This is a genomic window from Methanococcoides seepicolus (assembly GCF_023684405.1).
GTDB classification, from domain to species: domain Archaea; phylum Halobacteriota; class Methanosarcinia; order Methanosarcinales; family Methanosarcinaceae; genus Methanococcoides; species Methanococcoides seepicolus.
On record NZ_JAGSOI010000032.1, the window covers coordinates 1 to 20,737 of the forward strand.

General features: G+C 43.8%; 20 protein-coding genes. 14 read left to right on the forward strand and 6 right to left on the reverse strand.

Annotated elements, in window-relative coordinates; all coding sequences use genetic code 11:
* Nucleotides 1–106: 106 nt before the first annotated feature.
* Genes KDK67_RS08500 through KDK67_RS08515 form a run of 4 tightly spaced genes read right to left on the reverse strand, consistent with a single transcriptional unit; the run spans nt 107 to nt 3,417 of the window.
* Nucleotides 107–283 carry a hypothetical protein gene (locus KDK67_RS08500; protein WP_338101251.1) on the reverse strand — a complete coding sequence of 59 codons (177 nt, stop codon included), beginning with the start codon at nt 281–283 and terminating at the stop codon, nt 107–109.
* Entirely contained in the window at nt 267–965 is a 699-nt protein-coding gene (locus KDK67_RS08505) for an ABC transporter ATP-binding protein (RefSeq protein WP_250868368.1), read from the reverse strand. Before KDK67_RS08505 ends, KDK67_RS08500 begins: the two co-directional genes overlap by 17 nt.
* A gap of 1 nt (nt 966) precedes the next feature.
* On the reverse strand, nt 967–2,175 hold the full coding sequence (locus KDK67_RS08510; protein ID WP_250868369.1) for an ABC transporter permease: 1,209 nt from the start codon (nt 2,173–2,175) through the stop codon (nt 967–969).
* A 12-nt stretch (nt 2,176–2,187) separates the two neighbouring features.
* Complete coding sequence (locus KDK67_RS08515) at nt 2,188–3,417, reverse strand: COG1361 S-layer family protein (protein WP_250868370.1); 1,230 nt, start codon at nt 3,415–3,417, stop codon at nt 2,188–2,190.
* A gap of 353 nt (nt 3,418–3,770) precedes the next feature.
* Between KDK67_RS08515 and KDK67_RS08520 the strand changes: the two genes are divergently transcribed.
* The 6 genes from KDK67_RS08520 (at nt 3,771) to KDK67_RS08545 (ending at nt 8,566) form a co-directional block, all read left to right on the forward strand.
* Nucleotides 3,771–4,499 (forward strand): ABC transporter ATP-binding protein, encoded by a 729-nt coding sequence (locus KDK67_RS08520; protein ID WP_250868371.1) that lies wholly within the window; start codon nt 3,771–3,773, stop codon nt 4,497–4,499.
* Between the two features lie 12 nt (nt 4,500–4,511).
* Nucleotides 4,512–5,186, forward strand: a complete 675-nt coding sequence (locus tag KDK67_RS08525) for a heme exporter protein CcmB (RefSeq protein WP_250868372.1) — start codon at nt 4,512–4,514, stop codon at nt 5,184–5,186.
* Between the two features lie 50 nt (nt 5,187–5,236).
* Complete coding sequence (locus KDK67_RS08530) at nt 5,237–5,959, forward strand: cytochrome c biogenesis protein CcsA (protein ID WP_338101253.1); 723 nt, start codon at nt 5,237–5,239, stop codon at nt 5,957–5,959.
* A gap of 55 nt (nt 5,960–6,014) precedes the next feature.
* The gene (locus KDK67_RS08535; RefSeq protein ID WP_250868374.1) at nt 6,015–7,097 is read left to right on the forward strand and encodes an oxidoreductase; all 1,083 of its coding nucleotides are present in this window, start codon (nt 6,015–6,017) and stop codon (nt 7,095–7,097) included.
* A 64-nt stretch (nt 7,098–7,161) separates the two neighbouring features.
* Nucleotides 7,162–7,839, forward strand: a complete 678-nt coding sequence (locus KDK67_RS08540) for a S4 domain-containing protein (protein ID WP_250868375.1) — start codon at nt 7,162–7,164, stop codon at nt 7,837–7,839.
* A gap of 145 nt (nt 7,840–7,984) precedes the next feature.
* Nucleotides 7,985–8,566 (forward strand): DUF2119 domain-containing protein, encoded by a 582-nt coding sequence (locus tag KDK67_RS08545; RefSeq protein ID WP_250868376.1) that lies wholly within the window; start codon nt 7,985–7,987, stop codon nt 8,564–8,566.
* Nucleotides 8,567–8,585: 19 nt separating this feature from the next.
* Here KDK67_RS08545 and thsA read toward each other — a convergent pair whose 3' ends face one another.
* The gene (gene thsA / locus KDK67_RS08550) at nt 8,586–10,199 is read right to left on the reverse strand and encodes a thermosome subunit alpha (RefSeq protein WP_250868377.1); all 1,614 of its coding nucleotides are present in this window, start codon (nt 10,197–10,199) and stop codon (nt 8,586–8,588) included.
* Nucleotides 10,200–10,367: 168 nt separating this feature from the next.
* Between thsA and dph5 the strand changes: the two genes are divergently transcribed.
* From dph5 to KDK67_RS08575, 5 genes are all read left to right on the forward strand, one after another.
* Complete coding sequence (dph5, locus tag KDK67_RS08555) at nt 10,368–11,171, forward strand: diphthine synthase (RefSeq protein ID WP_250868378.1); 804 nt, start codon at nt 10,368–10,370, stop codon at nt 11,169–11,171.
* A gap of 100 nt (nt 11,172–11,271) precedes the next feature.
* Nucleotides 11,272–12,945 carry a helicase HerA domain-containing protein gene (locus tag KDK67_RS08560; protein ID WP_250868379.1) on the forward strand — a complete coding sequence of 558 codons (1,674 nt, stop codon included), beginning with the start codon at nt 11,272–11,274 and terminating at the stop codon, nt 12,943–12,945.
* A 48-nt stretch (nt 12,946–12,993) separates the two neighbouring features.
* Nucleotides 12,994–13,275, forward strand: coding sequence for a DUF357 domain-containing protein (locus KDK67_RS08565; protein ID WP_250868380.1), 282 nt, complete (start codon nt 12,994–12,996; stop codon nt 13,273–13,275).
* A gap of 76 nt (nt 13,276–13,351) precedes the next feature.
* Nucleotides 13,352–13,696, forward strand: a complete 345-nt coding sequence (locus KDK67_RS08570; protein ID WP_172368174.1) for a DUF555 domain-containing protein — start codon at nt 13,352–13,354, stop codon at nt 13,694–13,696.
* A 14-nt stretch (nt 13,697–13,710) separates the two neighbouring features.
* Nucleotides 13,711–14,613 (forward strand): carbohydrate kinase family protein, encoded by a 903-nt coding sequence (locus KDK67_RS08575; protein WP_250868381.1) that lies wholly within the window; start codon nt 13,711–13,713, stop codon nt 14,611–14,613.
* A 185-nt stretch (nt 14,614–14,798) separates the two neighbouring features.
* On the opposite strand, the gene ppdK is transcribed toward KDK67_RS08575, so the two are convergent.
* Nucleotides 14,799–17,453 carry a pyruvate, phosphate dikinase gene (ppdK, locus tag KDK67_RS08580; protein ID WP_250868382.1) on the reverse strand — a complete coding sequence of 885 codons (2,655 nt, stop codon included), beginning with the start codon at nt 17,451–17,453 and terminating at the stop codon, nt 14,799–14,801.
* Between the two features lie 1,210 nt (nt 17,454–18,663).
* Here ppdK and KDK67_RS08585 point away from each other — a divergent pair.
* The 3 genes from KDK67_RS08585 to KDK67_RS08595 all read left to right on the forward strand — a co-directional run bounded on the left by KDK67_RS08585 (nt 18,664) and on the right by KDK67_RS08595 (nt 20,716).
* The gene (locus KDK67_RS08585; protein ID WP_250868383.1) at nt 18,664–18,924 is read left to right on the forward strand and encodes an H/ACA ribonucleoprotein complex subunit GAR1; all 261 of its coding nucleotides are present in this window, start codon (nt 18,664–18,666) and stop codon (nt 18,922–18,924) included.
* A gap of 67 nt (nt 18,925–18,991) precedes the next feature.
* On the forward strand, nt 18,992–20,005 hold the full coding sequence (locus KDK67_RS08590) for a transcription initiation factor IIB (protein ID WP_011499054.1): 1,014 nt from the start codon (nt 18,992–18,994) through the stop codon (nt 20,003–20,005).
* A gap of 99 nt (nt 20,006–20,104) precedes the next feature.
* Entirely contained in the window at nt 20,105–20,716 is a 612-nt protein-coding gene (locus KDK67_RS08595; protein ID WP_338101252.1) for a LysE family transporter, read from the forward strand.
* The last annotated feature ends 21 nt before the right edge of the window (nt 20,717–20,737 follow it).

Sequence of the window (20,737 nt, forward strand, 5' to 3'; positions counted from 1 at the left end):
TCTTTTCTTTTTTATGGCTTGTCAGGTCTTTTGGTGTTAGGACAGAACTCCGCCATTCGTGAAATCTCGAATTGATTTCATCATAGCGTAAACTCAGCAGTAACCTTCACCACATTTCCAACCTTTCTCTCACATGAGCATTCAACGTAAACGGCTTGTCACTCTTGACATTCTGCTTCATATAATGCAACGTGCCTTTTGAGAATCCCATCATCTTCCACTCAATATAAGGCATGTCAATGATCTTCTTTCTCAGAAAATCAGTATCATTTCTCTTCCCCACTTTCGTCCATCATCTCATCGCTAACTAAAATACCATCTTCGAGGGTGATCACCCTGTCAACATACTCAGTATGCCATTGTTCATGTGTTACCATCACAATTGTCTGGCCATGTTTATCATTCAGATCTTTGAACACATCCAGTACTTGTTTTGAGTTGTTGGTGTCCAGGTTTGCACACGGTTCATCAGCAAACATTATGTCAGGTTTTTTGGCTATGGCTCTTGCAATCGCCACTCTTTGCTTTTCTCCGCCAGACAATTCATCAGGGATCCTGTCCTGTTTTCCCGTTAGGCCAACCTTATCTAATGCTTCAAGAGCAATCTCATAAGACTCCTTTTTTGATTTTCCTTCCATCATGGAAAGCACATAAACATTTTCGGCAGCACTCATCTCATTGATGAGTGCATAGTCCTGAAAGACATAGCCGACCTGTGTCAGCCTGTAATAACTTCTTTCTGCTTCAGGCAAGCTGGAAACCTTTAATCCCCTTATGGTGTATTCTCCGGCGGTCGCATCGTCCAATAATGCCAGTATCCTCAACAGAGTCGTTTTGCCACTACCGGATGCACCCATAATGGCTACAAATTCCCCTTTCTTTATCTCGAAAGAAACGCCATTGAGAGCCTTGACAGTATTTTGCCCTGACCCATAATATCTTTTCAGGTCTTTCACAACGATCATATCATCTTCCCCATATGGCTTTGAGTATGCTCTCTTTTGATACACTCCAGGCGGGGAGTGTTCCGGCTATCACTGATAGTGTAAGCATGGTAATTATGCTTTGAATGAGCAGCATAGGATCTATCACTGGCCTTATTTCCATGGTTTCATAGAATACCACTGGATTTGCCTGGAAGTAAAGCATGAGTGATAAATATAAAGCCAATCCTGCGATTATTCCTAAAGAAACATAGAATGTACTAAGGAACGCATAGGACAATACTATTGATCTGGGGGTAATGCCTATTGCTTTTAAAATGCCGATCTCTTTTTTCTTATTAAGTATGTTGATGTAGATAATGATAAGGATCAATGCAGCGCCTACGATCAAACTCACGAACTTTGACATGATATCTATAGCACCCATGCTTTGCATTGCCTGCTTTATGAGGGTCTCTGATTTATCAGCCCAGGTAAAGACCTGCTCATTCACTCCGGCTTCTCTGATCTTATCCTGGATATGTTCTTCAGTCCCCTGCTTGTCGATCCTTACAACTACACTGGTAGCTTTGCTTCCTTCCAGACCATATACTTCTTCTATCTCTTTGTAGTGAACCAGGGCATTAAGGTCAACAAGTTCGAATGTGCCTTCCATGATACCTTTGACCTTATAGGTCTTCTTTACGCCATTGCTGTACGTTACATCAACAAGAGACCCTACCTTAACTTCACCCAGGTTATCATATATCTCTGATCCGAAACCTGTACCTGCGATCATAGCACCGATGATTATCTCATCCCGGGAAAGCTCTCCCAGGAAATCCCCGTCAGTAATAATATATGGGTATTGTGATATTTCGTACTCTTCTGTGGGAAGCAGTCCTGTAACAGTTACTCCTACAACTTTCTGTTTATGATCGATCGACGCCCCTACATCGAGTCTCTTTGTTGCGGCCCTTACGCCTTCCACAGCCCGGACCTTCTTCAAGACGCTATCTGCATTGTTGATATAGGTGTTGTCGCCTGTTGGTTCAATAACAACATCCCCATAAGGGTAGTCCTGCATGAATCCAGTGAATAGAACGGTCATTCCTCCTATCATTGATGGGAGGAACACTAAGTTCATAAAAATGAGCGAGAGAACAAAGACTATGAACATCAGTGTTTTTTTGTTTCCTCTCTTTACACTGCTGGATGCAATAAGAGCCCCCACCCTGATATCGTTGATCATGTTGGAGACCTCTCATTCTTCTTTGTTGTCAGCAGAGCTATCACTGCCTTCCATTAACTGCTTGATTATCTCATCCTTTGACTTTTTCGTTCTGTAATTATTGTAGATCAGCCCTCCAATAACTCCCAGGACAAGCAATACAATTAAAGCAGTTCCTGCTCCACTATTACTTTCCAGGACAATAATGTTGATCTTCGTATCGATCTGTTCTTCCCCAAAATCATCACTATACGTAATGGTCACAGGGATCTCGTATTCCCCTGCCTGATCAGCTATAAAAGTAATTACTGCAGGTCCGTCTTCATTTGGATCAAGAGTTCCTATAAAGGATTCTTTTAGTCCTTTGAACGGATGGTCAGCATAGACCCTTATTGAATTTATTGTCCTGTCACCAGAGTTTTCGATCCTCATGGTCAATTCCACAGTCTCATCCATGTAAGGAAGAACAGGATCGACCTTTACAGATGCAAGGTTCAAACTCCCTTTTTTATCAAGCACGGTTATTGTAATGTCATATTCATCCTTTTGCTTGCCAAAATCATCTTCATAATAAATAATGACAGGTATCTCAAACTCTCCTGACCGGTTTGCCTTGAACTTGAACAATGCAGTTTGAGTACCATTCATGCCAAGAGTTCCAATTGTAGAATTCTTAATTCCTTTAAACTCATGATCCAGGCTAACTGATACAGACTTTGCTATTGCTTCCCCGAAGTTCTCTATGCCTAATCTTAAGTCAACTGTATCTCCCTCATAGATATATTCAGGACTGGTTGTGACAGAAGAGATTCTTGGTTCAGCGTCTTCGCCTATTACTCTGATCTCAACTTCATAATATTTTGTTGTTTCCAACTCCATATTTGGATATGTTAATTTCATCTTTATGATATGAGGGCCGGGGTTGGCATCATTAGTTGTCCTCATGTGGTATACCAGGTGCCTTTCGCTTGTACTATAAGATAATTTAGAAATTTTGGTGACCAGATCTTCTGTAACTATGATATCCGGAGGGATGCTGATTATCTCAAAGGTAATGTCTTCAGGAGCTTTAGACCCACAACTCTCAATATTAATTCCCAGGGTGAACTCTTCATCGATACCTATTGAACTAGGACTTATTTCCTGTATCTCTGCATTTACGCATATCTCACCAGAAGTTTGTGCTCCAGCAGTAGAGATCCCTGCTAAGATAACTGCAAAAATCAATAAGAGCAAATATATCAGTCTTGTATGCTGATTCATTCTTTATTCACCTCAGTTCGAACCTTTTCGATATATTCAATAAGATCTTTGAAAATCAAGTATAATGCAACCATTTGCCGATAACAATATTTGATTATTTTGAACATTTCTTAATATATACTCTTCCAACATTATATATAAAATATCACTGTAGTTGATTGTAACGTATGTTGCTATCGATTTCTTGATCTTGACCATAAAATAGGCTACTTTATGGTCATAATTTATAATAGCAGGCTTACGCCCGTTTGGTGAATTATTCAGTTCGATATGTCTTATGGATGGTGTCATCCATAGACTGAACGGGTGTTTTCATCAAAACGTTAATTTATGCAGAACGCAATCTTATTCCGATGGATGCTATACTGTCTCTCAACAATGTCTCAAAGAAGTTCGGTAACATGCCTGTACTAAAAGGCATTGATCTGGACATAAAGAAAGGGGAGTTTGTAGCTCTGCTGGGTGCTAATGGTGCAGGCAAGACAACCCTTGTAAAGATCATGTCAGCTCTATCCTCTCCTTCTGAGGGTACTGTAATGGTCAACGGCAAGGACATTTTAAACGATCAGGGCTCATTGAGGAGTATCATAGGCGTCATTTCCCATGAAACATATCTCTACAACGACCTGACCGCAGTAGAGAATCTGCGCTTCTTTGGACAGATGTATGGTATTGCCAGTGAGAATCTTGAAGCTCGTATAAATGGACTGTTGGAGCAGGTCGAGCTTGTTAAAAGGGCAGATGACCGTGTATCCACATTTTCTAGGGGTATGAAGCAGCGTCTCTCCATCGCAAGGGCACTTTTACATGAGCCTTCAATTCTTTTTCTGGATGAACCTTATACAGGACTTGACCAACATGCAGCCCACGCATTTGAGAAGGTGTTGCTGGAGCTTGACCCAAAGGACACCACAAGACTGATGATAACCCATGACATCAACAGAACGTACAACATGTGTGACCGTGTTATCATACTTGACAAGGGAAGTATTGTTTTCGACAGCCTTATGTCTGAAGTGGCCTCTGCGGAAGAACTGAGGGACATATACTCATCACACGTGGGTGACAATGATACTTTTTGATATGGGATCAACATGATACGCATTCTTCATATTGCAGCAAAGGACCTCAAAGAGGAGTTCCGCACCAAGCAAATGCTCAATTCAATGGTTCTTTTCTCATTGCTTGTCATAGTAGTGTTCAGTATCACATTTGCTCCTATACTTGGCTCTTCTCAAGACGTGGCAATGGTCGCTCCGGGTGTACTCTGGATAGCCTTCATCTTCGCAGGTTCCATAGGTCTTTCCCGCTCCTTCGTGGCAGAACTGGAAAACGGCTGTCTCGAGGGTTTGAAATTATGCCCGATAGGCAGGAGTTCCATATACACTGGGAAGATGATGGCGAACATGGTGCTGATGCTACTGGTGGAGATCATAACTGTACCTCTGTTTGCCATCATGTTCAATTTCAGCATAACAGGACTTTTCTGGCTTGGTATCATAATATTCCTTGGTACTGTCGGTTTTGTCTGTGTGGGAACACTGCTTTCAGCTCTGACAGTGAACACAAGAACTCGGGAAATATTACTTCCTGTTCTGTTATTGCCTCTGGTGCTTCCTGCTCTTATCCCTGCTGTGATGGCAACCGGAAGTATCCTCATGGGTGCATCCTACGGGGATATCTCTCAGGAACTACGGCTTCTGCTTGTATATGATGTCGTTTTCTTCCTTGTGGCACAGCTTGTATTCGAATATGTCATACAGGATTAAAACTTATATATCGGTGGAGATGTACTACTTACATCGTTCCCAAGTTATTCATCGGGGTTTTCCAAATGTCGGAGAGGATGTTAAGAGATAAGATTTTGCCAGTTCTGTCTGCAATGAGCATGTTGCTAGCCATTGGCATGATAATTTTCTACCTTCCGGATATGAAAGGTGCCATGGGGGAAACCCTTGATATGAGCTTTAGGATATTCTATTTCCACATGCCGATAGCCATTACTTCCTATCTGGCCTTTACTGTGGTTTTCGTTTCCAGCATTCTGTTCTTGAGGACAGGTAAGTACAGTTATGACATCCTTTCCCGCTCGGCAGCTGAGGTGGGTGTCATTTTTGCGTTTCTTGTTCTGGTAACCGGTTCCATCTGGGCTAAGGCTACGTGGGGATGGTACTGGGTATGGGAGCCAAGACTTACAACATCTCTTGCACTTTTTCTGGTCTATGTCGCTTATATTGTGCTTCGGCAGGCAGTGGATGGTGCAGATAAACGTGCACGTTTAGCTTCTGTTTTCGGAATACTCGGCTTTATTTCAGTTCCGCTGAGCTTTTTATCCATACGCCTCTGGCGTTCAGCTCACCCGTTGATGTTCGGTGATACTTCAGGTTCAAGCGGCGGCGGGCTTGAAGGTACTTCCCTGCAGCTGACATTATTGGTGAACGTGATAGCATTTGTCCTTCTTTTCATCACTCTTGTAGTGTACAAGATGCAGAACGAGATGATGGAAGAAAGGGCTGATGAGATCAGAGCTTCACTTGACTGAATGCATGACCCTGCTTAAGCAAAACCTATAAACGAATAGTAGCTGATTGGAATGCATGCTTTTTGAACCTATAACTATAGCAGGACTGACTGTAAAGAACCGTTTTGTGCGTTCAGCGACCAATGAGGGGATGGCTGAATTGGATGGAACTGTGACCAAAGGGATAGGGGATATGTATGAAGACCTTGCCCGGGAAGATGTCGGCTTGATAATTACGGGCTATTCATATGTGGATGTCAAAGGACAAAGTGATGAAAGGCAGCAGGGTATCTATGATGACAGGTTCATCGGACCTTATGGGGAAATTGTCTCAAGGGTTCACAAGTACGACTGTAGGATATTCATACAGATAGTCCATGGCGGCAGGCAATCGATCGTAAAGGAAGGTGTTCCTCTTTTAGCGCCTTCGGCAGTCAAAGATCCAGCCTCCGGTAAAATTCCTGTGGAGATGACAGAAGAGGATATCCTTGCTACCATTGAAAACTTTGCAGAGGCTGCAAGACGGTCAAAGGCAGCAGGATTCGATGGTGTTCAGATACATTGTGCTCACGGTTTCCTGTTAAGCAGTTTCATTTCCCCTTATACGAACCGTAGGACCGACAAATGGGGCGGTTCTGTGGAGAATCGGGCAAGGGTGGTCACTGAGATAGTTAGAAGAACTCAGGAAAAGGTAGGAAAGGACTTCCCTATCATGGTGAAGATGAATGCCACAGATGGTTTTGATGTGTTCTCAGGTAAGATCGGGCTTGATGCTCCCGAATGTGTGGAAATTGCCAGCCTTCTTGAAAAAGCCGGAGTTTGTGCCATCGAAGTAAGTGGCGGGATATTCGAAGCAGGTGCGGTCATGTCTCAGAAGGGCATTGATTCTGAAGAAAAGGAAGCATATTTCAGGCGTTATTCCAAAATGATCCGTGATACGGTGAAGATACCTGTGATACTGGTAGGCGGAATCCGTACAAAGGCCGTGATGGAGTCTATGTTAAGGGGATATGCGGATATGATCTCGCTCAGCAGGCCCTTTATTGCCGAACCTGACCTTGTCGTAAATCTTAAGGAAGGGAGCGACCGGGTTAAGTGTGTGTCATGCAATGGCTGTTTCAGGACGGATGGGGTTTCCTGTACTTATAATTTCAATTGACCCCTTCATTTTTTTTCTTTTTTTCTTTGTTACCTTTTTATAGTTGTCTCACCTTCACTAATTTATGAGGTTGGATGCATATCTTGTTGAAATGGGTTCTTTTAAGTCACGTGGTCGCTCTAAAAAGGCTATACTTGATGGTCATGTAAAAATCGATGGTTCTGTTGTAACAAAGCCTTCTAAAGATGTTTCTATTGATGATGACGTCAAGGTGGACGAAGGGCTTGATATGCCAAAGGGATATTTCAAGTTAAAAGGGATACAGGATGAGATCGGTCTTATCAAAGAAGGTGATTCTGTCCTTGACCTGGGTTCAAGTGCAGGCGGATTTATTGTATTTGCATCGGAGATCGCAGGTGATGTGAGGGGTCTGGAGTTCAGCCGTGATTTCAGGGAGGAGCTTGGTCAAATAGCTCATGAAAGAAGCAATGTTTCGGTCATGCTCGGTGATGTTTTCACCTTCCCTCTTGAGACCATGTCGCCGGAGCCTGTGGATGTCATCCTGAGCGATATGACCCTTGAACCGGAAGATTCCCTTACAGCTCTTAAGCGTGTACTTCCATTGCTTAAATTGAATGGACGATTGCTTCAGGTAATTAAGATGTCAAAAAGGATTCAGAGGGAGCCTCTGCTTAGTATAATGGAAGGGTTTGGGCTTGAAATTCAGAACGTGCTCGAGTCAAAGAAGCAGGAGATATACGTTGTTGCACGCAAGATCGGTGAGGTCGAGGATACGGATTGATCTTTCGATCTTTGCTCACTCACTCCATCTTATCAATGCTTCTAAACCATTGATCATTGACCGTTCGACCGTTATATCGGTCATTTATTTTTATTGCATAAGTGTCGGTTCTACTCAATATTTGACAAGATAAAGGAGGTCTGCAATGCTTCTCAAGATATATGGGAAAGGTCGTCCATTTCGTCTTTTTGTTGCTGGGCTTCATGGGCAGGAATGGCGGGATACTTCAGATGTACTGTTGAATATTGAGCGCCCGTCATCAGGCACTCTTGCTATACTGCCTGTGGTAAGCAGGGGGGACTATATTTCCACGCTGGACGGGGATTATTATAAAGATATGGGGAAACTGATCATTGATGTTGTGAAGGCATATCGGCCTGACATCTATGTCGAGTTGCATTCATATTCTTCAGATAATTTCCATAAATTGATCTCAAGCACAAGGATACATGAAAAAGGTGTGCCGGGATTCAGTGTTCTGGAAAATAATGTGTTGATGGGTTCTGTTTCGCCTCATATTAGGAGGGATCATTTTCCGGTGGAAGCTTTGTGTCTGACATTTGAGGTAGAAAGGTCGAATCAAAGCTCGAAAGAGTTTGCTGCGAAGATGCTTCAAGTTGTAAAAGAATGCCGTTCAAGGGATGGTTTCATCGAATATATGATGGAACGCTATCCCAATGTGGCTAAAAAAGCAATAGAAGACTATAAAAAATTCTATGGATCGTAAGGTTTCCCTTACTATCCATTTACATTCCTTCGTAGTTGTGGATGTTGTGTTCAGGGTTCACATCCATCATCTGCTGCCTTTGTGCTTTGAGCATGTCGTCAACACGTAATACCATGTTGGCAACCTCGGAAGCGGATTTGATAGCCTGTTTCTTTACCCTGAGGGAATCAACAATGCCGTTCTCGAGAGTATCAATGATCTCTGTTGAGTAAACATCAAGACCAGCGTTCTTTATCTCGGTGTGTTTTGCACGAAGTGCGAGGATGGTGTCTATACTGTCCATACCTGCGTTGATTGCAATTTCCCTTGGAATGCTCTCAAGTGCTTCAGCAAATGCTGCGACAGCAAGCTGTTCGCGTCCTTCGACACTGGTTGAGTAGGCTCTGAGTCCCTGTGCGATCTCGATCTCGGAAGCACCGCCACCTGCAACGATCGTGCCATCTTCGATGGTGTTCTTGATCACGTTGAGTGCATCATCCATTGTACGTTCAAGGTTATCGGTGATATGTTCCGTACTTCCCCTGAGGAGGATGGTGATGGTGTTCGTGTTCTTGCAACCTCTGATGTATGTCTTACCAAGGTCGAATGCACCGATCTGTTCAATGAGCTCTGCGCTTCCAAGGTCCTTCTCGGAGATGTCCATGATATTCTTGACAATGTGTGCTCCGGTTGCTCTTGAGATCGCTTTAATATCGTCTTCATTTACACGTCTGATCGCATAGACTCCTTTCTTCTGGAAATAGTCCATTGCGACCTGATCAATGTTCTTTGTGCCAATAATGACGGTTGCTCCGGTATCAAGAATCCTGTCGAGCATTGCTTCAAAGTCTGCTTTTTCCTGTTCAAGGAACTCTTTCATCTTATCAGCTGAATCGATCTGGAAAGATGCTTTGTTCTTTGTCTTCTTGACAGAGATGTCTGAAGCGAGAATAGCGATCTTTGGTTTCTCCACCTTTTCGGGCATTGCTGAATGGAGGCGTGCCTTGTTGACAACGATGCCTTCAAGGAACTCGGTATCATCGATCTGTTGTCCAGGATCCTGTGTAAGCATTATATTGTTGAGGTCGACCTTTCCATCTTCCTCTACTTCGAGTGCAGCATCAACACAAATGTTTGCGATATGGTCAGCAAAAGCTTCTGAAGATTTGCCTGCAATGGCGGTCTTTGCAATGTTCACGAGAACTTCCCTGTTCTCTTTTGTGACCTCTACAGCATAATTGTCAAGTAATTCCATTGCCTTGCCAGATGCTTTCAGGAATCCTTTGATGATAACTGCAGGATGGATTCCGGTATCAATGAGCCCTTCTGCTTTCTCAAGAAGTGCGCCGGCAAGAACTACAGCACCTGTTGTACCGTCTCCTGCAATGGTTTCCTGGGTCTTTGCAACTTCAACGATCATCTTAGCGGTTGGATGTTCGATCTCCATCCCTTTTAAGATCATTGCGCCGTCGTTGGTAAGTACGATGTCACCCACACCATTGACAAGCATCTTGTCCATTCCTTTTGGACCAAGTGTTGTCTTTACTATATTTGCAACTGCTTTTGCTGCTGCAATGTTCATGTGAAGTGCATCCTTGCCCTGTGTCTGTTCCTTTCTTGGATCTATAATTGTTGGCTGACCTAGTCCTGCCATAGAATCTGAACCTCCTGATAGTCTTAATTATAAGAATTGGTATAGTGGTTTTGTTAAATATGAATGAAACTAACTGTGTATGGTTCTATAAAAACGTTTCGAATGGTCTCCCTCTCTTTATCTCCTATATTCAAAAACTTTAACATACAAGCTGATTTTTACCATATTATGCTTGATTTTGTAGGACTTGGTCTGTTCGATGAAAAGGATATTTCTTTAAAAGGGCTTGAAAAGATACGCAACGCTGACAAGGTCTATGTTGAGTTCTATACTTCCATTCTAATGGGAACTGATCTCGAAAAGATGGAACAGCTCTATGAAAAGAAGATTACTTTGCTCTCAAGGGAAGATGTGGAGCAACATGCTGAGGATTGGTTGGTTGGTGCGAAGGACAGGAATGTCGTCTTTTTGACAGGTGGGGATACCATGGTGTCCACGACACATGTGGACCTGCGTCTGCGGGCAGCGGACATGGGTATCGAGACGACCCTTGTACACGGAGCTTCCATCGCATCTGCTATATGCGGGCTTTCCGGCCTCCAGAACTATCGTTTTGGTAAATCCGTCACCATACCTCACCCTTATGTGAGCAGCCGTGGGGTAAGGGTGGTATCTCAGACTCCTTATGATACTATTAAGAAGAACATCGAAGCAGGACTCCATACGGCTGTTTTCCTTGACATAGACAAGGACAAAGGCTATATGACAGTCAATCAGGCAATGGAGATCTTGCTTGAGGTTGAGGGCAAACTTGGTGAAGGTGTTATGAACGATCGCCTCGCAGTAGGGGTCGCTCGTGCTGGTTCACCATCCCCTGTGGTGAAAGCGGACTATGTTGAAGCTCTAAGGAATTACGATTTCGGGGGACCACTTCATATAGTTGTGATCCCGGCAGAGCTGCATTTTGTCGAAGCAGAAGCTCTTGTAAAGCTTGCTGGTGCACCTGAAGAGATCCTTGAGAATGTGGATTGATGTTTTATCACTTTCTCCTTTTTAATTTTATCAATATCCAGCTGTCCATAAAGCACAATAGATATAAATCGTAAGCACCTTTTTCCGTGAGAGAGTGACAATGCACGGTTCAGTAGGAATTATTTCAGGTGAGACCGGTTCGTTTGGTTTTAACTTCCTTATTTCAGATAGTACTGCCGTTCATCGAGGGGAATATGTAAAGGCATGGCACGAGTCGGATGGCTGGGTGCTTTGTCAGGTGTTATCCATCAAAAGGTCAAGCGATGTAGCCAATAACAAACATTCTTTCGATGAGGCAAAAAAGGTCTTCGATGAACTGAAAAAGGAAAGTAAGGCGAACAAAAGGTCAGATCGTATAGTTGCAGAGGCTACGGTTATAGGAAGTCGTGACCCATCCGGTCTTCTTAGGTCTCCTAAGACTCCGTTCAGCCCTGGAGATGATGTTTTCCCGGCAGACAATGACCTTATAAGCTCAGCATTAGGTCTTTCGGGCAATGAGATGTACATTGGCATGCTGGATGGCACGGACATTCCTGTTCATCTTAGTGTGAACAGCCTTGTTCAGAAACATGTCAGTATCCTTGCAAAGACCGGTAGTGGTAAGTCATACACTGCTGCTGTATTGCTCGAGGAACTGCTTGATCGTAAAGTTCCCCTTCTGATAATCGATCCTCATAGCGAATATGCTTCAATGAAGGATCCTTCTTCGAAAAATGATGGTTTTAAGAAGTTTGGCATATCCCCTAAGGGCTATGGTTCTGATGTTACTATCTATACTCCTGCTAACAAAGTGATAAATCCTAATGCCGATGAGCTTTTCAGATTGAACGGGAACAATCTGACGGCAAAGGACCTGACAGCTATCTTCCCTGATAACTTCACGGCAACCCATATCGGTATTCTCTATGAGGCCATACAGAAACTGCGGGCTGAGATGGAAACCTATACTCTTGATGATATCATCTTCGAGGTCGGGAACAATGAGAGCAAGGCTCGCTGGAACGTGATGGGTGTACTTGAGGATATTCGTGATTCAGATATCCTTTCTTCCTCTCCCACTGAGCTCAATGAGCTTATGTGCAATGGTAAAGCATCGGTCATCGATTTCAAGGGTGTACCTCCGGAACTTCAAAGTATGATAGTTGCACGTCTTTGCAGTGCGCTTTTCGAGGCACGTAAGATGAACTCGATTCCTCCTGGTATGCTTGTGGTGGAAGAAGCCCACAATTTTGCACCTGAAAGAGGATTTAGCAAGACCGTAAGTTCTGAGGTACTGCGCACTATCGCATCGGAAGGGAGAAAGTTCGGTCTTGGGATGATGGTGATATCCCAGCGTCCGGCAAGGATCGACAAGAACGTCCTCTCACAATGTGGTACGCAGGTCATTATGAAGGTCACTAATCCAAACGACTTGAAATCCATCAGTAAGGGGCTGGAAGGTGTCAATTCTTTCGTGGAGGACGAACTTATGCGATTGCCGCCGGGTGTCGCTATGCTGGTCAGTAACGATATTGAAAGACCGGTCCTTGTGGACATCAGGGTGAGAAAGTCAAAGCACGGCGGTGAATCTGTCAATGTGTTGAAGAGCTCGCGAAAGGCCTCTCCTGAACCAGTTAAACGTGCTTCTAAAAAAGTAAGTTCTCCTTCTCCGAAGCCTGCACCTGTCGAACAGAAAGTTCCCTTGGACAGCCCTCCTCCCAAAAGAATACCCACCAAAGAGGTGGGGAAAGAAGGCGGCGGTCTTTTCAAGAAGATATTCGGTTCGGAAAAGTGATGTCTCAACGGATGGGTTTATAAAGGCAGTACTTATAGTGGTGTGATTGTGGCAGCAAATCTGGATGAAAAGGTCGAAAGGTATGAACGGCTGTTGAGAGAAGCTCTTGCTAAAGCCGATATAAGCCCTATCGAGAATTCACACATGCGTACGGTGGCTGAGGACTACAAGAATATGGCCCGCTCCTATTATGAGGACGGTATACATTTCATCAAGTCTGAAGACCCTGTGAATGCGCTTATATGTTTCAGTTATGGGCATGCATGGCTGGATGCAGGTGCACGGCTTGGTGTGTTCGATGTAGATGACGATGTGTTGTTCACAATATGATGATAATTCAATAATTTTATTTTAAATAGAAAACAATGAATGTTTTAAATATAGAGTATTTGGAGAGAATCAAACGATGACAAATTATCATGTTACACTTGAAGCGGCTTGGTTGGTAAGAGATGTAGAAACAGCGGATGATGCTATTGGGGTAGCCATCTCGGAAGCTGGTAAAAGATTGAACCCAAAAAAACTTGATTTTGTAGAGGTCGATGTGGGCACTACTTACTGTCCTGCCTGCAGTGAGCCATTTGGCAGTGTTTTCATTGCAGCTAACACCGCGCTCGTTGGTCTTGTTCTTGAGATGAAGGTATTCGACGCTGAAAGCGATGAACATGCTTCAAGGATCGCTAAATCCGTTATTGGAAAGGCACTTACGGATGTTCCTCTGAACGTTGTGGACGTTGAAGCGTTCGACTGAAACGGAGTTTGAATATGTCTGATTCCATCTCCGTTGTGGGCCACGCTGCAATTGACTTTCTTTTTGATGTGGAGGGCATTTCAGGTCCCAATGAATCAAATCCTATTGTGGACTATCAGCGTTTCTACGGAGGTGGGGCAGCCAATATCGTTGCAGCTATTGCTATCCTTGGCGGGAAATCCCAGTTGATATCCGCCGTGGGTGATGATTTTTCAACTTCCGGCTACGAGGGATACCTTGAGTCTTTAGGTGTCGACCTTTCCCTGCTTTTCAGGCTTAAAGGGGAAAAAGGAACGGCTGCATATGTTTTTACTGATCCTTTTCATAATCAGTCTACTTACTTCTATTGGGGTGCTTCTGCAAAACTGAAAGAGCTGGAACCTCCTGAAGTTGATTTTGTCCACCTTGCTACTTCGGAGTCTAATTTCAATGCAAAGATGGCAAAAAAAGCGAAGTTCGTGTCTTTCGATCCGGGGCAGGACCTTGTGACATACACAAGGGAAAATCTTGAAACTGTCCTTTCGAATACTGATATTCTTTTCACTAACAAGCATGAGATAAAGCGGGTATGTGAGATGACCGAAAGCTCTTTTGAGGATATCAGGGCGCAGATCGATGTTGTCGTTGTCACTTACGATGCTGATGGAAGCAAGATATTCACTGCGGATGCTGAATATGAAATTCCTATAGTTCCTGTAAAGGCACTCGATCCTACAGGTGCGGGTGATGCTTATCGCGCGGGTTTCCTTGTGTCATACAGGCGTGGTTATTCTCTTGATGTATGTGGCAGGATAGGCGCAACAGTTGCTTCCTTTGCAGTAGGGACCGTTGGATGCCAGACCGATCTTCCAACATGGGATGATATGGTTGTCAGGTATGAAAGCCATTTTGGAGCATTTCCATCTTTGGATGGTTAAGTTCCTTTCATTATCCTTTTTTCAACAGGTCGTTGTTTTCCCTAACAACAAATTATTTTTACACATTTCTATACTAAAACCTGTCAGGTAAGGGTTTGCGTTATCCTGTGATCAAAGCAGAATTGATCCTATGTAAAAAAAAGTTATCAATACCGTGTATTTCAACACGGTATTGTTGATGTTGTTTATTGTTTGTTCTCAAGGACTGCGTGTGCGGCTGCAAGTCTTGCAATAGGCACACGGAATGGTGAACAGCTGACATAGTTCAGTCCGACGTTGTGTCCGAACTTTATGGATTTTGGTTCTCCGCCGTGTTCTCCACAGATGCCTATCTTGATATCAGGTCTTGTTGCACGTCCTTTTTCGATTCCTATCTTCACAAGCTGACCGACACCATCCTGGTCGAGCACTGCGAACGGGTCATCCTCAAGGATGCCGCTTTCAAGGTAGGATGGCAAGAACTTACCTGCATCATCTCTGCTGAATCCGAAGGTCGTCTGTGTCAGATCGTTAGTCCCGAAGGAGAAGAACTCTGCTTCCTTTGCTATCTGGTCTGCGGTGAGGGCTGCTCTTGGCAGTTCTATCATCGTACCTACCAGATAGTCGAGCTTAATTCCCATTTCTTCCATCACAGATTCAACGACGGTGGTAACGTGTTTCTTGACGAACTCAAGCTCTTTTACGTGGCTAACAAGAGGTATCATTATCTCAGGTACTATCTTCATACCTTCCTTTGAAAGCTCGCATGCAGCTTCGATGATAGCTTGTGCCTGCATTTCGTATATCTCAGGATATGTGATACCAAGGCGGCATCCTCTGTGTCCGAGCATTGGGTTTATCTCTTTCAGATATTCGATACGTTCGCCTATCTTCTTAACCCTATCCATTTCTTTTTGGGATGTGTCCGAAGATTCGAGCTCCCTGAGTTTATCCATGACTTCTTCGTGGACAGGCAGGAACTCATGGAGGGGCGGGTCAAGTAACCTGATAGTTACCGGGAATCCTTCCATTGCTTTGAAAATACCGATAAAGTCCTCTCTCTGCATTGGCAGGAGCTTCTTAAGCGCCATTTTTCTGGACTCGATATCTTCGGCCATTATCATTTCACGCACAGCAGGGATCCTGTCCTCTCCGAAGAACATGTGCTCTGTTCTGCACAATCCAATTCCCTCTGCACCGAAATCACGTGCAACCTCAGCATCATGTGGTGTGTCGGCATTTGTCCTTACTTTAAGGGTGCGTACTTCGTCAGCCCATTTGAGTATGGTTTCAAGCTCGTCAGTAACTCCCGGAAGGATGAGGTCGACCTCTCCTAAAATGACATTTCCTGTGGAGCCGTCAATGGAGATCATGTTGCCTTCTTTGACGGTATAATCACCAACATTGAAGATCTTCTCTTTCATGTCGATGGTGATCTCGCCGCATCCTGCAACACATGGCTTACCCATGCCTCTTGCGACAACAGCAGCGTGTGATGTCATTCCACCGCGAACTGTCAGTATACCTTCTGCAGCGTTCATACCGCCTATATCTTCAGGTGATGTCTCTGCACGTACGAGGATGGTCTTCTCACCATTCTTTGCCATCTCTTCAGCATGTTCGGCTGTGAACACGACCTCTCCGACAGCTGCTCCCGGGGATGCAGGAAGTCCTGTTGCCATTACCTCGTATGTTGAGGTAGGGTCGATGTTCGGATGCAGAAGTCTGTCTATCTGTTCAGGCTCGACCCTTAAGAGTGCGGTATCTTTATCGATAAGTCCTTCTTCGACCATTTCGGTAGCTATCTTAATGGCCGCTGCTGCCGTTCTCTTGCCGGTCCTTGTCTGAAGCATGAACAGTTTGCCTTTCTCTATGGTGAACTCTATGTCCTGCATGTCCTTGAAGTGATCCTCCAGTTTCATGTAGATATCAACGAGCTGGTCATAGACCACAGGCATAGTGTTCTTGAGGGCTTTGATGGGTTGTGGTGTTCTGATACCTGCAACCACATCCTCGCCCTGTGCGTTGATGAGGTATTCTCCGAAGAATCGTTTCTCACCTGTAGCAGGATCTCTTGTGAACGCAACTCCTGTTCCGGAGTTCTCACCCATGTTACCATAGACCATGCTCTGTACATTGACCGCAGTCCCCCATTCTCCTGGGATACCGTTCAGTTTTCTGTATGTGATAGCACGCTGGTTGTTCCATGAGCCGAACACTGCATCAATGGCCATCTGGAGCTGTTCCCTTGCATCTTGAGGGAAGTCCTTTCCGGTTTCATCTTTGATGATCGTCTTGAACTTTTCAACGAGTTCCTTAAGATCTTCCACTTCAAGGTCGTTGTCCTGCTTTACGCATTTGTCTTTCTTCTTTGAAGAAAGGGCGGACTCGAACTTTTCATGGTCGATATCAAGCACTACGTTAGCAAACATCGTGAGGAATCTTCTATAACTGTCATAAGCGAATCGTTCGTTTCCGGTCTTAGTAGCAAGTCCGACCACCGAATCATCGTTAAGCCCAAGGTTGAGGACCGTGTCCATCATTCCCGGCATAGATACACGGGCACCTGATCGTACTGAAAGGAGAAGTGGGTTCTTTAGGTCCCCGAAATTCTTCTTTGTTGTACTTTCAAGTTGTTTGATAGCGTTATCGATATGTTCTTCAAGGCCTGGAGGGTACTGCCCGTTCTTAAGATAGAGCGTACAGACCCCCGTTGTGATCGTAAAGCCAACTGGCACTGGAATTCCCAGATTTGACATTTCTGCGAGGTTGGCACCTTTGCCCCCAAGCAGGTCTTTCATACTGTTTTTGCCTTCAGTTTCGTTGTTTCCGAAAATGTACACAAATTTATTATCTGCCACTAAGTTTTCCTCCCACTGGAAGATATTTGATTAAGGGTTTGGATAGCGTTTAATGCTTGCAATGGTCATGTCATTTAAATGAAATTATTTTCATTGCCCGAAGTTATACGGACATGGATCTCATTGGACATATCTAGACGACATTGCCGTTTATTGTGTGATTACTCTTAAGTGTTGTCGTTGATATCGTCATTTTGCCTTGTTTGTATGATATGTGTGAAAAAATACCTCTAAAAATACCCTTAAAGTCCTAATTATTTCCATGTTCTGGACAGTGTTCTTTAGCAAATATAGTTGTCATTGATGTATCAATTCTGTTATGGTCTATGTTTTCGAGATCTTGTGGGGATTATAGTTTGCTTTTGCAATTGGCATCATGGCCATAATTCGGCATATATTCTTCACATTCATATTTTAGTGCAGTTTCAACAGCTCTATACACTTCCTCTTGAATTCGTCTGCATCTTAATACCGAATCAGTATGCTGGCTGCACATTATCTTGGAAAACATATCACTTCTATTCATTTTCAGGTCACTTTATTATATTCAAAACCACTTGTTACCCGGCATTCAAAAATCAGTTAACATCGAATTTAAACATTCGTATTGCTAATGTACAAAAAAGATAATGAAAAAATTTAGTTTCAGTGCTTCGTTAATTTTATCAGAATCCACCTAACCTCATTAACCATCAGCATAGTTATGCCTGAATAATGGTGATGACCCATGTTTCTCGATTACAATTAACTCCATATAAATGACAATAAAAGCTTTGTACCTCTTTTCGACAACATTCACATTCCTTTAAATGGCTCACTTACATGCAAATACCTATTTCATACTGTTCTAGGCACGTCAGTTGGTAATAAGTTGAGTGCTGGATCAACAATTGAATGGTGTAGGTGAATTGGGGCGATCATGAGGGCTGGAATCTTAGCGAAGTACTGAAATGACCTTTCCTATGGAAATTTATACATACCTGAGGATCCCATTCAGTTGCTTGTAGTTGATGTATTCTTTGTTTATCTTATCATTCGTAGTTCATCTTTGCAAAGATACGGTGGTAAAGGCATGGTTTTAGAATAATTGATAATTATCCTTTTTAGAAATTGAAATTGGATTATTAAAGAGATTGCGAAAACTATATATATAAGATGTTGTATGTATATATATCATCTAATTAATTTATATATTGATGGTAAGATGCATATGAAACGACTTGGAACTGTTGTGCAGATCGTTGCACACAATGGGTTACTTGTGAGAGGGGACAACATTGGACCGGACACATCGTTAAAGGATCTTCCACGTATCAATTTACCGGTCGTGGATAAATCCGTGAGGCGTATCGGTAAGGTGAATGGTGTTATCGGCTCTGTCGTTTCTCCTTATATTAGTATAAAGGTCACAGGCGATGTCAGTGCATCAGACCTTCGAAAGTATTTAAATGAAAAGCTTTACGTGAAATAAATAGCAATTCACTTAGATATAAAGTGAGTAAGCATAAAAATTTTTGGAAAACCGAGGCAATGATAAAATGGTGGAAGTTGAAAGAGTAAGACATTCTGATACTTCAGAGAGAGAGAAGATACGTGCTATGATCAAGGCACGTAAGGAGAAAGAAAAGACTACAGAGGTCGAGAACAAGGTGGTCGAGTGTCCGGAATGTGGCAGTCGTAGCCTTGAACAAGACTATGAGCGCGCGGAATTGGTCTGTGCTGACTGTGGTCTTGTTGTGGATGCCGAGTTTGTTGATGAAGGTCCGGAGTGGCGTGCTTTCGACCATGATCAGCGTATGAAGCGTTCTCGTGTTGGTGCACCTATGACCTACACGATTCACGACAAAGGTCTCTCTACTATGATCGACTGGAGGAATCGTGATTCTTATGGCAAATCAATTTCTTCCAAGAACCGTGCACAACTGTATAGGTTGAGAAAGTGGCAGCGTAGAATTAGAGTAAGCAATGCTACTGAAAGGAACCTTGCTTTTGCACTATCCGAACTTGATCGTATGGCATCTGCATTAGGTCTTCCACGTACTGTTCGTGAGACAGCTGCAGTTGTTTACAGAAAAGCGGTCGATAAGAACCTTATCCGTGGCAGGAGTATTGAAGGTGTTGCAGCGGCTGCGCTTTATGCAGCATGTCGCCAGTGCAGTGTACCCCGAACTCTTGACGAGATCGGAGAGGTTTCCAGGGTAAGCAGGAAAGAGATCGGAAGGACATACCGTTTCATCTCCCGTGAACTTTCGCTTAAACTGATGCCAACTTCACCTATTGATTACGTTCCAAGGTTCTGCTCAGGTCTGAACCTTAAGGGTGAGGTACAGTCAAGAGGTGTGGAGATCCTTCGTCAGGCTTCTGAGAAAGAACTCACAAGCGGCCGTGGTCCTACTGGTGTAGCGGCAGCAGCTATCTATATCGCTTCCATTCTGTGTGGCGAGCGCAGGACGCAGCGTGAGGTTGCAGATGTTGCCGGAGTGACCGAGGTCACTATCCGTAACAGGTATAAGGAACTCGCAGAAGAATTGGATATCGAGATAATTCTCTGATATTGTTTAACGTGAACTGCAAAGGTGCTGGTGTGGCCTTTGCGGTTTTATTTTTTCTATATCGTCTTACTTATATAGGACCATTGTATCTCTATGCTCATGCTGGAACTTTTCAAGATGTTTTCCATTGGTTTCATCGTAGCACTTACTGGTGCTCTTGTGCCGGGACCTATGCTTTTCGTGACCATTGATGGCACCCTGAAAAAAGGCTGGAGGGCAGGGCCTGAGGTATTTCTTGGCCATGCGATAATTGAAACTGTGGTGCTCGTTCTGATTCTTTTCGGACTGACCGCTCTTATAGGTGAGCAGGAGATGGCATTTATCTCAGTGGCCGGTGGTCTGGCACTGGTGATTTTTGGCATAATGACCATCATGGGTGCACGAAAAACGTCGTATGATCCACAATCGCAAGATAAAGTGCCATCGAACTCACTGGTCGCCGGCATTGTCACATCCGCTTCAAATCCTTACTTCTGGATTTGGTGGCTGGCAGCGGGAAGTGCTCTTGTACTTGAAAGTTATAAAATTGGAATGTTGGCGGTTGTATTCTTCATCATTGGTCACTGGCTCGCAGACCTTGGCTGGTTCACTGCCGTGTCGCTTTCCTTTAGCAGGGGCAGAGGGATGTTCTCCCAAAGGACATACAAGCAAATTCTTGTATCATGCGGGATATTCCTGATATTGTTCGGTGGCTGGTTCGCCATTGGATGAGGTATTTTGATCGTTAGGAGA

Coding starts and splice junctions, on each gene's coding strand:
- KDK67_RS08505 (WP_250868368.1), bottom strand. CDS start 965: ATGATCGTTGTGAAAGACCTGAAAAGATATTATGGGTCAGGGCAAAAT.
- KDK67_RS08510 (WP_250868369.1), bottom strand. CDS start 2,175: ATGATCAACGATATCAGGGTGGGGGCTCTTATTGCATCCAGCAGTGTA.
- KDK67_RS08515 (WP_250868370.1), bottom strand. CDS start 3,417: ATGAATCAGCATACAAGACTGATATATTTGCTCTTATTGATTTTTGCA.
- KDK67_RS08520 (WP_250868371.1), top strand. CDS start 3,771: ATGGATGCTATACTGTCTCTCAACAATGTCTCAAAGAAGTTCGGTAAC.
- KDK67_RS08525 (WP_250868372.1), top strand. CDS start 4,512: ATGATACGCATTCTTCATATTGCAGCAAAGGACCTCAAAGAGGAGTTC.
- KDK67_RS08535 (WP_250868374.1), top strand. CDS start 6,015: ATGCTTTTTGAACCTATAACTATAGCAGGACTGACTGTAAAGAACCGT.
- KDK67_RS08540 (WP_250868375.1), top strand. CDS start 7,162: ATGAGGTTGGATGCATATCTTGTTGAAATGGGTTCTTTTAAGTCACGT.
- KDK67_RS08545 (WP_250868376.1), top strand. CDS start 7,985: ATGCTTCTCAAGATATATGGGAAAGGTCGTCCATTTCGTCTTTTTGTT.
- thsA (WP_250868377.1), bottom strand. CDS start 10,199: ATGGCAGGACTAGGTCAGCCAACAATTATAGATCCAAGAAAGGAACAG.
- dph5 (WP_250868378.1), top strand. CDS start 10,368: ATGCTTGATTTTGTAGGACTTGGTCTGTTCGATGAAAAGGATATTTCT.
- KDK67_RS08560 (WP_250868379.1), top strand. CDS start 11,272: ATGCACGGTTCAGTAGGAATTATTTCAGGTGAGACCGGTTCGTTTGGT.
- KDK67_RS08570 (WP_172368174.1), top strand. CDS start 13,352: ATGACAAATTATCATGTTACACTTGAAGCGGCTTGGTTGGTAAGAGAT.
- KDK67_RS08575 (WP_250868381.1), top strand. CDS start 13,711: ATGTCTGATTCCATCTCCGTTGTGGGCCACGCTGCAATTGACTTTCTT.
- KDK67_RS08585 (WP_250868383.1), top strand. CDS start 18,664: ATGAAACGACTTGGAACTGTTGTGCAGATCGTTGCACACAATGGGTTA.
- KDK67_RS08590 (WP_011499054.1), top strand. CDS start 18,992: ATGGTGGAAGTTGAAAGAGTAAGACATTCTGATACTTCAGAGAGAGAG.
- KDK67_RS08595 (WP_338101252.1), top strand. CDS start 20,105: ATGCTGGAACTTTTCAAGATGTTTTCCATTGGTTTCATCGTAGCACTT.